The sequence below is a fragment of the Azospirillum terrae genome (assembly GCF_053470425.1).
Map to the genome: position 1 here is coordinate 104,022 of NZ_JBPXMR010000005.1, position 13,793 is coordinate 117,814.

Annotated in this window: 14 protein-coding genes; 4 read left to right on the forward strand and 10 right to left on the reverse strand. The window is 69.2% G+C overall.

Features of this window, described 5'->3' with window-relative positions; translation table 11 throughout:
• Window positions 1-24: 24 nt before the first annotated feature.
• Together ACSVDD_RS15040 and ACSVDD_RS15045 are read right to left on the reverse strand one after the other, a co-directional pair.
• Complete coding sequence (locus ACSVDD_RS15040; RefSeq protein WP_448190182.1) at window positions 25-1,296, reverse strand: DUF2336 domain-containing protein; 1,272 nt, start codon at window positions 1,294-1,296, stop codon at window positions 25-27.
• On the reverse strand, window positions 1,293-2,981 hold the full coding sequence (locus tag ACSVDD_RS15045) for a sensor domain-containing diguanylate cyclase (RefSeq protein ID WP_448190183.1): 1,689 nt from the start codon (window positions 2,979-2,981) through the stop codon (window positions 1,293-1,295). The genes ACSVDD_RS15040 and ACSVDD_RS15045 overlap by 4 nt, the downstream gene beginning before the upstream one ends.
• A gap of 162 nt (window positions 2,982-3,143) precedes the next feature.
• Here ACSVDD_RS15045 and ACSVDD_RS15050 point away from each other — a divergent pair, with 162 nt between their 5' ends.
• A complete protein-coding gene (locus tag ACSVDD_RS15050; protein WP_448190184.1) occupies window positions 3,144-3,821 on the forward strand; it encodes a pyrimidine 5'-nucleotidase in 678 nt (225 codons plus the stop codon).
• 189 nt (window positions 3,822-4,010) lie between these two features.
• Here the strand turns inward: ACSVDD_RS15050 and ACSVDD_RS15055 are convergent, their stop codons facing one another.
• The gene (locus ACSVDD_RS15055; protein ID WP_448190185.1) at window positions 4,011-4,139 is read right to left on the reverse strand and encodes a DUF1289 domain-containing protein; all 129 of its coding nucleotides are present in this window, start codon (window positions 4,137-4,139) and stop codon (window positions 4,011-4,013) included.
• A 526-nt stretch (window positions 4,140-4,665) separates the two neighbouring features.
• Between ACSVDD_RS15055 and dapD the strand changes: the two genes are divergently transcribed.
• From dapD to ACSVDD_RS15070, 3 genes are all read left to right on the forward strand, one after another.
• A complete protein-coding gene (gene dapD, locus ACSVDD_RS15060) occupies window positions 4,666-5,508 on the forward strand; it encodes a 2,3,4,5-tetrahydropyridine-2,6-dicarboxylate N-succinyltransferase (protein ID WP_448190186.1) in 843 nt (280 codons plus the stop codon).
• 69 nt (window positions 5,509-5,577) lie between these two features.
• On the forward strand, window positions 5,578-6,729 hold the full coding sequence (dapE, locus tag ACSVDD_RS15065) for a succinyl-diaminopimelate desuccinylase (protein ID WP_448190478.1): 1,152 nt from the start codon (window positions 5,578-5,580) through the stop codon (window positions 6,727-6,729).
• A 15-nt stretch (window positions 6,730-6,744) separates the two neighbouring features.
• Complete coding sequence (locus ACSVDD_RS15070) at window positions 6,745-7,314, forward strand: hypothetical protein (RefSeq protein WP_448190187.1); 570 nt, start codon at window positions 6,745-6,747, stop codon at window positions 7,312-7,314.
• A gap of 4 nt (window positions 7,315-7,318) precedes the next feature.
• Here ACSVDD_RS15070 and ACSVDD_RS15075 read toward each other — a convergent pair whose 3' ends face one another.
• The 7 genes from ACSVDD_RS15075 to ACSVDD_RS15105 form a co-directional block, all read right to left on the reverse strand.
• Window positions 7,319-8,383 carry a sn-glycerol-3-phosphate import ATP-binding protein UgpC gene (locus tag ACSVDD_RS15075; protein ID WP_448190188.1) on the reverse strand — a complete coding sequence of 355 codons (1,065 nt, stop codon included), beginning with the start codon at window positions 8,381-8,383 and terminating at the stop codon, window positions 7,319-7,321.
• Window positions 8,384-8,388: 5 nt separating this feature from the next.
• On the reverse strand, window positions 8,389-9,237 hold the full coding sequence (gene ugpE, locus ACSVDD_RS15080) for a sn-glycerol-3-phosphate ABC transporter permease UgpE (protein WP_448190189.1): 849 nt from the start codon (window positions 9,235-9,237) through the stop codon (window positions 8,389-8,391).
• Window positions 9,234-10,118, reverse strand: coding sequence for a sn-glycerol-3-phosphate ABC transporter permease UgpA (gene ugpA, locus ACSVDD_RS15085; protein ID WP_448190190.1), 885 nt, complete (start codon window positions 10,116-10,118; stop codon window positions 9,234-9,236). The genes ugpE and ugpA overlap by 4 nt, the downstream gene beginning before the upstream one ends.
• Before the next feature lie 152 nt (window positions 10,119-10,270).
• Window positions 10,271-11,599, reverse strand: coding sequence for a sn-glycerol-3-phosphate ABC transporter substrate-binding protein UgpB (ugpB, locus tag ACSVDD_RS15090; protein ID WP_448190191.1), 1,329 nt, complete (start codon window positions 11,597-11,599; stop codon window positions 10,271-10,273).
• Between the two features lie 205 nt (window positions 11,600-11,804).
• On the reverse strand, window positions 11,805-12,299 hold the full coding sequence (locus tag ACSVDD_RS15095) for a ribonuclease toxin HepT-like protein (RefSeq protein WP_448190192.1): 495 nt from the start codon (window positions 12,297-12,299) through the stop codon (window positions 11,805-11,807).
• Entirely contained in the window at window positions 12,271-12,621 is a 351-nt protein-coding gene (locus ACSVDD_RS15100) for a nucleotidyltransferase family protein (RefSeq protein WP_448190193.1), read from the reverse strand. Before ACSVDD_RS15100 ends, ACSVDD_RS15095 begins: the two co-directional genes overlap by 29 nt.
• A gap of 71 nt (window positions 12,622-12,692) precedes the next feature.
• The gene (locus tag ACSVDD_RS15105) at window positions 12,693-13,736 is read right to left on the reverse strand and encodes a sensor histidine kinase (RefSeq protein WP_448190194.1); all 1,044 of its coding nucleotides are present in this window, start codon (window positions 13,734-13,736) and stop codon (window positions 12,693-12,695) included.
• Between the last annotated feature and the right edge of the window lie 57 nt (window positions 13,737-13,793).

Here is a 13,793-nt window from a genome sequence, read left to right on the forward strand (position 1 = left end):
CGAGCCCGTGGTTGCGGCGGGCGCCTACTTCTTTTCCTCGACGCCGAAGAATTCGAGCTGCCAGCGCATCTCGTCCTCGCCCATCGGGTAGCCGACGCCGTCCCGAGCATTAAGCGCCGACTTTGGCGGAATCTGGGCGAGGCGCAGCTGCACCTGCTTGGCAAAGCGCATGGTCAGGCCGGCGCGCCACACCAGCGCGGTCACCGCGCGCGGCGCGTGGGTGGTGATGATGCGGTCCACCGTGCCCAGCGGGATGCCGGCCAGCTCGCCCAGCCCGGCCATGACGAAGGCGCGGTCGCCCTCGCTCAGCGAACCGTCCAGCACCTTCTCGGTCAGCTTGCCTTCCTTGTTGAGGCGGGCGGCGCGGTCGCTCGGGCGCTCGACCGGCTTTTCCTCCTGCACCTCTTCCCCCCAATCGACCGGGCCGCGCGGCTTGACCTCGCCGGTCGCGACGCGCTCGCGCACGGCGTCGGCCAGCTTGCGCGCCGCCTCCGGCTCCAGGTCGTCGCGCTGCTGGAGCACCTTGAGCAGATTGTCGGCGACGAAGCTGGCCAGCCGCGCCACCGCTCGGGCCGGCAGCTTGGGCCGGCGCACCAGGGGGCCGTGCCACGGCTCGTGCCGCGGCGCGTCGTCGATGATGCGGTCCAGCGTCTCCTCGCGGATCTGCGCCGAGGGGTTGCCGAGCAGCGCCGTCACCGCCGCCTCGTCGTCGGAGCGCGCGATGGCGTCCGCCACGGACGGCGACACGTCGTGCCGCCACGCGATGGCCGACAGCGCGCCGGCCACCGGCCCCAGCATGATGATGTCGAGCAGATCCTCCTCGGTGAGGATCGGCGAGTGCTGCAACACCGGGCCGCACACTGACAGCTCGACGTCGCGGGCCAGCGCGTTGATCAGCGCGTGCGGCGCGTTGGGCAGATCCTTCAGCGTGTCGGCGAGGATGGAGCGCACCTCCGTCGCCTGATCGCGGGCTAGCGTCTCCAGGCACTCCACCGTCATGCGCTCGATCTGGGAGAGCTGGTCGGCCGGCAGGTCGGGCACCAGCCCGGCCACCTTGCGGGCCAGCGCGCCGCGGACGAGCTGGTCGGAGTCGGAGGCTAGCAGCAGATCGGCCTGACGCGGCGTGCCGGCGTTGGTGGCGATGGCCTGCCGCACCTCGGCCGCGGCGTCGACGGCGAGGTAGTACAGCAGCTCGCCCCGCGTCTCCGGGTGTTCGGCGACGCGGCGGCGGACCGCCGGGTCCTCGCTCTGGATCATCACCTTGGCGGTGGCGTAGTCGATCGGGTCAGTCGTCACGAGGCGGTCTCCGCTTCGGAAGGAGCGGCTGGCGGGGCGGGGATGTGCGGGGGGGCGAAGGCGTAGTTGCCCTTGCCGCGCTTCTTGGCGGCGTACATGGAGGAATCGGCCCGGTCGGTCAGTTCCTGCACCGTTTCGCCGATGCCCGGCCGGTGCACGGCGATGCCGATGGACAGGCCCAGCGGCTTGTCCGGGCTGGCCGACAGGTGGCTCAGGCTCTTGACGCCGGCCAGCAGACGCTCGGCCACGCCGCGCGCCTGGTCCTCGTCGGTGCGGCCCAGCCACAGCACGAACTCGTCGCCGCCCAGCCGCCCCGGCAGGTCGCCCGGCCGCACGCCGGTGGTCAGCAGCCGGCCAATGGCCTTCAGCACCAGATCGCCCTGCTGATGGCCGTGCAGGTCGTTGACCGCCTTGAAGTTGTCCAGATCCACATAGAGCAGCGCCGAGGGGCCGGTCTCGCGCAGGTCCAGCTGGTCCTCCATCCGCTCGAAGAAGGTGCGGCGGTTGAACAGGCCGGTCAGCCCGTCGCGCTCCGACAGGCGGCGCAGCCGCTCCTGGTAGGCCCAATGGGCGTGCGCGATGCCCAACTGGTCGGCGACGCCGCCGATGAGAAGGCGGTCCTCGTCGTCCCAGGGGTCGGCGTAGTCGCCGCGCCAGACCAGCACGGCGCCGTTGACCGCCTGCTGGTACTCGGTGCGAGCGCCCAGCACGCGGGTCTCGCCGAGCACGCCCGGCACCGGATCGTCGGTCGCCGCCACCTGCCGCAGCATGGGCAGCAGCGCGTCGGCCGCCATCTCGTCGGGCGCCGCGTCGCCGCCGAAGTCGATGGCGAGCAGCAGTTGCCCGTCCTCGCCGGCCCGGTAGATGCGGCAGCCCTCGGCCCCCAGCGCCCGCGCCGTCTCGGCGGCGGCCACCGCCAGCGCCTCGTCGGCGTCCAGGCGGTTGCGCAGGGTGTGGACGATGTGCGCCAGCAGCTTCTCGCGGTTTCGCACGCGGGCCAGCTCGGCCGAGCGGGTCACGGTTTCGGTGACGTCGCGGCAGACGCCGCGCGCGCCCGCCCAACCGCCGGCAGCGTCGTACAGCGGCAGCGCCGAGGCGACGACGCAGGCCTGGCTGCCGTCGGCGCGCTTCAGCCACAGCTCCGCCTGATCCACCGGGCGGCGGGCGTCGAAGGGGAGCGGGAGGTCTTCCCACTCCTCCACCGCCATCTCGCGCGGGTCGCGGCCGATCAGCGCCTCCGGCCCGTAGCCCAGCGCGCCCTTGGTGGTGACGAAGACGAAGCGGCCGTCCGGCCCGGTTTCCCAGGCGAAGTCGCTGGAGACCTCGACCAGATCCTTGTAGCGCCGCCGCGACTCGGTGAGCGTGTGGCGCAGCTGGCGTTCCAGCGTGGCGTCGCGCCCGAGCAGCAGCGTGCTGCCGCCGTCCAGCGGCACCGCCGCCCATTCCACCACCATGCCGCCGCGCGGCACCTGCACCGGCACCGAGCGCAGCCCCGGCGCCACGCTGGACGTGGACAGCCAGCCCAGCACGTCGGGCAGCCAGCGCGGATCGGCGTCCAGCAGCTCCTGCGCCGCGGCGTTGGCCTCGGCCACCCGCAGGTCGGGGGCGAGGCGGAAAGCCGGTCCGGGATAGCCGGCGACGATGAACGGAGTGGCGGCCGTGTCGGCGGGTGTCGGGACGGACAAGGGCTGGGCGTGATCCACGGGGGCTGCGCGTGCGTCGTGCGGAGGATACCGGGCAGAGGCTAGCGATTATTGATGACGCGCGCAATCAACCTTGGATCGTTCGCGGAGGGGTTCACCGGAAACGGTCTTGCCCGATGGACCGGCGTTGCCCATTGTCAGCGCATGACCCTGCCCCTCTCCGCCATCGAAGCCTGGATCTTCGACCTCGACAACACGCTGTACCCCGCATCCTGCAACCTGTTCGCCCAGGTGGACCGGCGCATCAGCGAGTTCATCGCCGCGCATTTCGGCATCCCCTACGACGAAGCGCGGGTCATGCAGAAGCGCTTCTTCCGCGAGCACGGCACGACTCTGCGCGGCCTGATGGTCGAGCACGATGTGGAACCGGAGCCGTTCCTGGAATACGTGCACGCCATCGACGTAACGCCGGTGTCGCCCTCGCCGGCGCTCGACCGGGCGCTGGGCCGGCTGCCGGGGCGCAAGGTGATCTACACCAACGGCTCGGTGCGGCACGCCGAAAACGTCACCGCCCGCCTGGGCATCGCACACCATTTCGACACGGTGTTCGGCATCGTCGAGGCCGGCTACATCCCCAAGCCCGACCCGCGCCCCTACGTCACGCTGGTCGAGCGGCACGCCATCGATCCCAAGCGCGCCTGCATGGTCGAGGACATCGCCCGCAACCTGACGCCCGCCCACGCCATGGGAATGACCACGGTGTGGGTGCGCAGCGAGGCCGATTGGGCACGCCCCGATCACGGCGGCGTCGGCACCGGCTCCCACATCGACCACATCGCCGACGACCTCGTCGCTTGGCTGGAGGCGGTGCCGGCCGGCTAGGGCCGCTTCCCCGATACCATGACGTCGGGTTTCCTTGGCGGTTCGGCGGCGCTGGATGGAACGCTGTGGAACACTTTGGAACAGTGTGCAGGGGGTGTTCCATTCGACCGGCACCGCGCGGACACGGCTTCTCCGAAAGGAAATTTATCCTAACGCAAATCGCCGGCAAGAGCAAGCACGCAAACCGCCTCAATCGAGCGGCGGCGTTTCCACGATGTCGGGGGCGCCGTAGATCTCGTCCTCGGTGCGGCCACAGCCTTCGCAGCGGCCGTCCTCGCCGATGATGCAGATGCCGATGCAGGGGATTTCGTCGTCCATCCGCCGGAAATGGCGCTGAGACCGGACACCGTCAAGGTCAAGCCATTACAAACGACGAGGGCGGGAAAGCTTTCGCTTCCCGCCCTGCGCTTCCCCCAGAAACTTCGATGCACCGCCGGATTGATCCGGGGCTCGGGCCGCCTTGGCGCCGGGCTCCTGCGGTCGCAGGGCTTGGCTGCCGGCGTTTTCACCCGTTGCTTTCGTTCCTCCCCAACTCGGGCCTTTGCCGCACGTATGCAGCGCGGATAATATTCATTCGGCTGCAAAAAAGCGCAAGGGAAATCCGGCGCCGCGCGCAAGGACCGTGCGCGTTCGACCAGACTTGCTTAGCTAATAGTACAATTTTGATAGCACATTCGGCCTATTCGTTTGATTGCAAAACATATGGAGCCGAACTTCCGGCGGAGCATGGCCACGGTCCATTGGTCGTACCCGGCATTCGCCCGGCGACGGCCCGTGTTGACAAGGCCGCGGCGCCCGGCCCATGTTTCGCCGCTTCACAGTCCACCCCGACCGGATACTCTCAATGCCCAACGCCCGCCTCGAATCCGCCATCAACGCCGCCTGGGAAACCCGCGACACGCTGTCCACCGCCACCACCGGCGCCGTGCGCAACTCGGTCGACGAGGCGCTGGCCGGCCTCGACTCCGGCGACCTGCGCGTCGCCGAGAAGGAGGGCGACTCCTGGCGGGTCAACCAGTGGCTGAAGAAGGCGGTGCTGCTGTCCTTCCGCCTCAACGCCAACGAGACGATCCCCGGCGGCCCCGGCAGCTCGTCCTGGTACGACAAGGTGGCGCCGAAGTTCGAGGGCTGGCAGGAAGGCCAGTTCCAGGCCGCCGGCTTCCGCTCCGTGCCGGGCGCCATCGTCCGCCGCTCGGCCTACATCGCGCCGGGCGTCATCCTGATGCCGAGCTTCGTCAACGTCGGCGCCTATGTGGATTCGGGCACGATGGTCGACACCTGGACCACGGTCGGCTCCTGCGCGCAGATCGGCAAGAACGTGCACCTCTCGGGCGGCGTCGGCATCGGCGGCGTGTTGGAGCCGTTGCAGGCCGGCCCGGTCGTCATCGAGGACGACTGCTTCATCGGCGCCCGCTCCGAGGTGGCCGAGGGCGTCATCGTCGAGCGCGGCGCCGTGGTCTCCATGGGCTGCTACATCGGCGCCTCCACCAAGATCATCGACCGCGCGACCGGCGAAGTGTTCATGGGCCGCGTGCCGTCCTATTCGGTGGTGGTGCCCGGCACCATCCCCGGCAAGGCGCTGCCGGACGGCACGCCGGGACCGGGCCTGTACTGCTGCGTGATCGTCAAGCGCGTGGACGAGAAGACCCGCTCCAAGACCTCCATCAACGACCTGCTGCGCGACTGAACCCTCTTAAAGCCCCTCCCCCCTCGCGGGGGAGGGGCTTCAGGCCAACCCGCCGGAACTGTCCGCATGATGTCCACCGATCCCGTCACGCTCGCTCAAGCCCTGATCCGCTGTCCGAGCGTGACGCCGGAGGATGCCGGCGCGCTCGGCGTGCTGGAGGCGGCGCTGACGCCGCTGGGCTTCACCTGCCACCGCCTGCGCTTCGAGGAACCGGGCACCGAGCCCGTGGAGAACCTGTACGCGCGGCTCGGCACCACCGGCAAGAACGTCTGCTTCGCCGGGCACACCGACGTGGTGCCGCCCGGCGACCTCAAGGCGTGGTCGGTCGACCCGTTCGGCGGCGAGATCCTGAGCGGCAAGCTGTTCGGCCGCGGCGCCGCGGACATGAAGGGCGCCGTCGCCGCCTTCGTCGCCGCGGTGGCGCGCGAGCTGGAGGCCGGGCGCACGCCCGCCGGCTCGGTCAGCCTGCTGATCACCGGCGACGAGGAGGGCGTGGCGGTCAACGGCACGAAGAAGGTGCTGGACTGGCTGAAGGCCCGCGGCGAGCGCCTGGACGCCTGCGTGGTGGGCGAGCCGACCAACCCGGCCAAGCTCGGCGACATGATCAAGATCGGCCGGCGCGGCAGCACCACCGGGCGGCTCACCGTTCATGGCGCGCAGGGCCACACCGCCTACCCGCACCTCGCCGACAACCCCCTGCCCCGTCTGGCGCGCATGCTGGTGGCGATCACCGATGAGCCGCTGGACATTGGGACCGCGCACTTCCAGGCCTCGACGCTGGCGCTGACCACGGTGGACGTCGGCAACCCGGCGACCAACGTCATCCCGGCGCAGGGCACGGCGGTGTTCAACATCCGCTTCAACGACGCGCACACCCCGGCCTCCATCGAGGCGTGGCTGCGGGCGAAGTTCGACGCGGTGGGCGGTGCCTACGACCTGACCATGAGCACCAGCGGCGAGTCGTTCCTGACGCCGCCCGGCCCGCTCACCGAACTGGTCGCCGACGCGGTGGAGGGGGTGACCGGCCGGCGGCCGGAGTACTCGACCACCGGCGGCACCTCGGACGCGCGCTTCATCAAGGACCACTGCCCGGTGGTCGAGTTCGGGCTGGTCGGGCAGACCATGCACAAGGTGGACGAGCACGTCGCCCTCGACGATCTCCTGCGCTTGACCGACATCTATGGGGCGATCCTCCGGGATGTCTTTGCCCGGCTTCCCTGACGTTGTAAGGCCCGCATGACGCTCACCGCACGCGACGTGGCCTTTTCGGTGTTCGGCGCGTACCGGCTCGCCCGGTTCGACCCGACCGGGCTCGACTACATCGACCGCACGGCGGATGGGGCGCTGAAGTCCTTCTACGCCGCGGTGATCGTGCTGCCGGCGTACGCGCTGCTGTTGGCGCTCCGGCTGGCCGACCAGGGCACCGAGGCGCCGTTCCTGCAGGTGACGCTGGTCGAATTGATCGCCTACGTGGTGAACTGGGTCGCCTTCCCGCTGGCGCTGTACCGGGTGGCGGGGATGCTCGACCGGCAGGCGCGCTATGCCGGGGCGGTGGCCGCCAACAACTGGGCGGCGGTGGTGCAGATGGGCGCCTACCTGCCCGCCGTGGTGCTGAGCAAGATCGGCGTGCTGCCCGAGGCGCTGGGCGCCGGGCTGGTGTTCGGCGTCATGCTGGCGATGATGGTCTATCAGTGGTTCGTGCTGCGCACCGCGCTGGAGGTCAACAGCATGGCCGCCGCGGCGCTGGTGCTGCTCGACCTGTTCCTGTCGGCGCTGATCGGCGATTTCGCGGACAATCTGCTGTAGTCGGTCAGCCCTCGACCCGGCGCCCGGTCTGCGCGTCGAACAGATGCAGCGCGTCGGCCGGCGCGGTCAGCGTCAGCGAATCGCCGGCCCGGCAGGCCGGCAACCCCGGCAGTCGGGCCAGCAGCACTTGCCCGCCCGGCAGCCGGCCGTGCACCACCGTGTCCGCCCCCAGCGCCTCGACCAGTTCCACCACCACCGGCAAGCCGCCCTCGCCCGGCCGCAAATGCTCCGGCCGCACGCCGAGCTTCACCGCCCGCCCGGCATGCTCCGCATACGGACGCGGCAGATCCACCCCGACGCCGCCCAGGTCGGCGAAGCGGCCGGCGGCGTCCAGGGTTGCGTCCAGCACGTTCATCGGCGGCGAGCCGATGAACTCCGCCACGAACAGGCTGGCCGGGCGCTGGTAGACCTCCAGCGGCGTGCCGACCTGCTCGGCCAAGCCGCCGTTCATCACGACGATGCGGTCGGCCAGCGTCATCGCCTCGACCTGATCGTGCGTCACGTACAGGCTGGTGATCCGCAAGCGGTCCTGGAGGCGCTTGATCTCCACCCGCATCTGGTTGCGCAGCTTGGCGTCCAGGTTGGACAGGGGCTCGTCGAACAGGAAGACCGCCGGCTCGCGCACGATGGCGCGGCCCATGGCGACGCGCTGGCGCTGGCCGCCGGACAACTGGCTGGGCTTGCGGGCGAGGTACGGACCGAGTTCCAGGATCGCCGCCGCCTTGTCCACCCGCGCCAGGATGTCGGCCTTCGCCAGCCCGCGGATCTTCAGGCCATAGGCCATGTTGTCGAACACGCTCATGTGCGGGTAGAGCGCGTAGTTCTGGAACACCATGGCGATGTCGCGGTCCTTCGGCTCCAGGGCGTTGACCACGCGGCCGCCGATGGCGATGTCGCCGGCGGTGATCGCCTCCAGCCCGGCGACCATGCGCAGCAGCGTGGACTTGCCGCAGCCGGATGGGCCGAGCAGCACCAGGAATTCCCCGTCCGCGACGCTCAAATCGACGCCCTTGATCGCCTGGACGCCGCCGTAGGACTTGCGGACCTGCCGAAGGTCTACCGTTGCCATGTCTGTTATTTCTCGCTGTCCACAAGGCCTTTGACGAACCACCGCTGCATCAGCACCACCACCGCCACCGGCGGCAGCAGCGCCAGCACCGTCGTCGCCATAATCAGGTTCCAATCCGTGGCGGACTCGCCGGTGCCGATCATCTGGGTGATGCCGATGACGATGGTCTGCATGTCGCGGCTGGTGGTGATCAGCAGCGGCCACAGATACTGGTTCCAGCCGTAGATGAAGAGGATGACGAACAGCGCCGCGATGTTGGTGCGCGACAGCGGCAGCAGCACGTCGAAGAAGAACCGCATCGGCCCGGCGCCGTCGATCTTGGCGGCCTCGACCAGTTCGTCCGGGATGGTCAGGAAAAACTGGCGGAACAGCAGGGTTGCCGTGGCCGACGCGATCAGCGGGATGGTCAGCCCGGCGTAGGTGTCGATCAGCCCTAAGTCGGCGACCACCTTGTAGGTCGGGATGATCCGCACCTCCACCGGCAGCATCAGCGTGATGAAGATCAGCCAGAACACCAGCATCCGGCCGGGAAAGCGGAAGAACGCGATGGCGAAGGCCGACAGGATGGAGATGACGATCTTCCCCAGCGCGATGACCAGCGCCATGATGACGCTGTTCATCATCATGATGCGGACGGGGGTGTAGACGGCGCGCTCGCCGCGGCCCTCGCTCCAGGCGTGGGCGTAGTTGTCGGCCATCTCCGGGCCGGGGGTGAGCGGCAGGTTGCCGCGCCCGATGGTCGCGGCGTCCCAGGTCGAGCCGATCAGCGTCATGTAGATCGGGAACGCGAAGATCAGCACGCCGAGGATCAGCACGGCGTGCGGTACGGCGTCCATCAACCGGCGGGCCTTCATGCGTAGTGCACCTTGCGTTCGACGAAGCGGAACTGGATGGCGGTCAGCGCGATGACCGCCAGCATCAGCAGCACCGACTGAGCCGACGAGCCGCCAAGGTCGTTGTTGATCACGCCGTCGAGGTACACGCGGTAGATCAGCGTCTCCGTGGCCTTGCCCGGCCCGCCCTTGGTCAGCGCGTGGATGACGCCGAACGTCTCGAAGAAGGCGTAGACGATGTTGACCACCAGCAGGAAAAAGGTGGTCGGCGACAGCAGCGGGAACGTCACCGTCCAGAACCGCCGCACCGGCCCGGCCCCGTCGATGGCCGCCGCCTCCAGCAGCGAGCGCGGGATCGCCTGGAGCCCGGCCAGGAAGAAGATGAAGTTGTAGCTGACCTGCTTCCACGCCGACACCAGCACCACCATGGTCAGCGCCTGCGCGTCGTTCAGCCGGTAGTCCCAGCGCAGGCCCCAGTTGTTGAGCGCGCGGCCGAGGACGCCGATTTCCGGGTTGAAGATGAACATCCACAACACCGCCGCCACGGCGGGCGCCAGCGCGTAGGGCCAGATCAGCAGCGTCTTGTAGACGCCGCGCCCGCGGATCTGCGCGTTGGCCAGCACGGCGAACAGCAGCGCCAGCGCCATGGACAGCACGGTCACCGCGGTGGCGAAGACAGCGGTGACGCGCAGGGTGCCGAGGTAGTTCGGATCGCTCAGCACGATCTCGAAGTTCTCGAACCAGACGAAGGTCTGGCGCAGGCCGAAGGCGTCCTGCAACAGCATGGACTGCTCGATGGCCTGGGCGGCCGGCCAGTGGAAGAACACCAGCGAGACCGCCACCTGCGGCGCCACCAGCAGGTAGGGAAGCCAACGGCTCTCGAAGACGACGCGTCGTTGCATGGGTGTCCTCTGTTCCCCTCTCCCGTCCCGGGAGAGGGAGGGGCCCGCTCGGAACGAGCGGGAGGGTGAGGGTGCGTGCAAGGATCCTTGCGCTACCCTCACCCGGCCGCCTATGGCGGCCACCCTCTCCCGGGACGGGAGAGGGGTATTCTTTACCCCCTGTTCGCGCGTTCGAAGTTGCGCAGCACGGCGTTGCCGCGCTGGACCGCCGTGTCGAGCGCCTGCTGGGCGGACTGCTGGCCCTGGAATGCCTTTTCCATCTCCTCCTGGATGATGTTGCGGATCTCCGGCAGGCCGCCGAGGCGCAGGCCCTTGGTGTTCGGCGTCACCGCGGAGCGCGCCATCTGCAAGTACGGCACGTCGGCGCCGGGATTCTTGTCGTAGAAGCCTGTGGCCTTCGCCGCCTCATAGCCCTTGGCGGTGATCGGCAGGTAGCCGGTGTCCATGTGCCACTTGGCATCGACCTGCGGCTGGCCGATGTACTTGAAGAACTCGGCCACCGCCTTGTACTCGTCCGCGGTGCGCTTGGGCGCGGTCATCACCCAGAACGACGCGCCGCCGATGATCGAGTTCTTCGGCGCCCCCTTCACGTCCGGCCAATAGGGCAGCATGCCGACGCCCCAGGCGAACTTCGCCTCCCGCTCGACCTGACCGCGCAGGCCGGACGAGCCGGTCTGCATGGCGCACTCGCCCGCCGGGAACAGCGAGTCCGGTGCGGCGTCGCGGCCGGCGTACTTGAACAGCCCGTCCTTCTGCATGTCCACCAGCGCCTGGAGGTGCTTGACGTGCAGCGGGCTGCTGATCTTCAACTCGGCGTTCAGGCCCTTGAAGCCGTTGTCCTGCGTGGCGAAGGGCACGTCGTGAACGGCGCTGAACTGCTCGAAGTGCGTCCAGGTCGGCCAGGAGGTGGTGTACGGACAGGCGTGCCCGGAGGCCTTGAGCTTCTTCGCCGCGTCGATCAGCTCCGGCCAGGTCTTGGGCGGGCTGTTGGGATCGAGGCCGGCCTTCTGGAAGGCGTCCTTGTTGTAGAACAGGATGGTGGTCGAGCTGTTGAACGGCATCGACATCAGCTTGCCGTCGGCGGTCGTGTAATAGCCGGCCACCGCCGGCAGGTAGCCGGACGGGTCGAGCGTCGAGCCGGTCTCCTCCAGCAGCTTGTAGACCGGCTTGATGGCCGGGCCGGCCGCCATCATGGTGGCGGTGCCGACCTCGAACATCTGCACGATGTGCGGCGCATTGCCGGCGCGGAAGGCGGCGATGGCGGACTGCATGGCGTCGGGGTACGAGCCCTTGAAGGTCGGGTTGACCTGCACCTTGTCCTGCGCCTTGTTGAAGTCCTGCACGATCTGTTCGAGTTGGGCGCCGCGCGGGTTGGGCAGGCCATGCCAGAACTCGATCTGGGTCTTCTGCGCGGCGGCCGGACCGGCGAAGGCGACGAGAGCGACCGCCGTGCCGGCAGCCAGCGTAAGACGTGTGGTCACAGTGAACCTCCCTGTTTTTTCGCGGACTTCCGGTACCGTGGCCGGGCCGGGTGTCCGTCTCGTGTTGGTTCGGTGAAGCTTATGGGACGGCGACACTCATGGGCGTCGGCTCGGCCGGGGCGCTGAGCGCCGTGTCCCACTTATACTCCTCCCGCTTTTCCAACAGCCTGCGGGAGCCCAGGGACGCTTGTCAATCAGCCGGGGGTCAGAGGGACAGGTCGGGCGCGTTCCCAAGAGCCGCGGTGAACGCCTCGATGTCGGCGCGAAACGCCCGTTCGGCTTCGACCGCCACCGGCACGTTCTCGGCCGCGCGGCTGTAGTCGAAATCATCGTACGCATGCCGCAACGCGTGCCGAAAGCTCCGCAGCTTCTGAAGCCGTGCGGCCGTCTGCGCTCCGATCATCGCCGGCCGGACGCCTGCGACCGGATAGGCCGCCCTGCGAATGATCTCGGCATGAAAGGAGGCCCCGGCGGGCAAGTCGCCGTCAATGGCCCGGATCAGCCGTTCGAGCGCGCTTTCCATGGCTCCATAGCCGTTGTGGAGCATCAGCCCTACCGCGTATTCGCGGTCGAGCCGCGCATCGGAAGGCATGGCCGCATCACGCAACGTTTCCGCCCGCGCGGCGGCGTTCTCCACGTTGGCACGCGCCGCGTCGAGGTCGCGCCGAACGTCAGCCCAAAGCGCAGGGGTCAGAGCCATTCGAAAGCACTCGCTCGCGCAGTGAAGGGGAGAGAAAACGATCCGGAATAACGTCGGCCGCAAAGCCGGCCAACGTCAGGACGGTGTCGACCTCCGCGGCCACGTCGCCGTCAGGACCCGGAGGAAGGCCGAACACCGCGACGTCCAGGTCCGACCGCTCGTCAAAGCCGCCCTCCGCCAGCGAGCCGAAGACCACGAGGCGCCCGCCAGCCCGACGCGCCACCACATCGGCGCGCCGCAACGCGTCAAGCGCGGCGGCACGGCGCGCCGCGATCCGCCGGGCGCGGATGTCCTCGTATGTCGGGTAGCTGGTATCGGGCATCGCCGTTCGCTCCGGTCTCACGCTCATTATATAGCGGAAAACGGACGCTCCGGCAGCCTGTTACGGCAACGTCAGCCGACCGGCGCCGCTTCCAGAACCCGCACCGGCGCGGCGACGGCCGGGATGTCCACGGAGATCACCGTCCCATGCCCGATCCTGGAGCGCACGCGCACGGGGTGGCCGAGCACCGCGCTCAGGCGGCGCACCAGCGACAGGCCGAAACCATGCCCCTTGGTGCGCTCGCGGCCGGCGATCTGGTGAAAGTCGTCGAACAGCGCCGGCAAATCGGCCTCGGGGATGCCCGGTCCGGTGTCCCACACCTCCAGCCGCAGCAGCGCGCCGCGCCGCCGCGCGGCGATCAGCACGCCGCCCCTGTCCGTGTAGCGCACGGCATTGTCCACCACGTGGCGCAGCAGGCGCTCCAGCAGGTTCTGGTCGGTGACGATGGACAGATCGGCCGGGCGCACCGACAGGCGCAGCCCCTTGGCCTCGGCCTTGGGCTCGAACTCCTGAAGCAGCGTGCTCAGCACATCGTCCACGGCGACCGGGCCGCGCTGCGCCCGCACCAGACCGCCCTCCAGCGACGCCGCTTCGAGAATCAGGCGGATGAAGCTCTCGGCACCCTCCATGGCCTGCCCCATGCGCTCGACCATCTCGTGCGCGGACGGCTCGGTGATGCGGGTCAGCAGCAGGTGGTGGAACAGCTGCATGGCCTGGATGGGCTGGCGCAAATCGTGGCTGGCGGTGGACAGGAAACGGCTGTTGAGCGCGCGCGCCTCCTCGGCCGGGTTGCGGCCACGCGCCACCACCGCGACCACCGCGCCGGACGCGTCGCGCTCCGGCGCCAGCGTCACATCGCCGTCCGGCAGCAGCCCGCCGACGCTCAGCGTCGTGCCCGACGCCGCGACGGCGCGCACCTGCGCCTCCAGCGCCGCGGCCTGGGCGATGCCGGCCTCGGCCAGCGTGAGACCTTCGAGCTGGCCGGGCCGGCGCCCCAGCGCGTCGGCAAAGGGGCGATTCACCACAAGCAACCGGGCCGCCGGATCGAACATCGCCAGCCGCCCGCCACCCGCGGCAAGCAACGCGTCCAACAAATTCTCGCGGTCAACGGCCAAGCTTTGACCCTGCCGTTCGGCCAGTTGACTTTGGTTATACTCACCCACGGCAGCCCT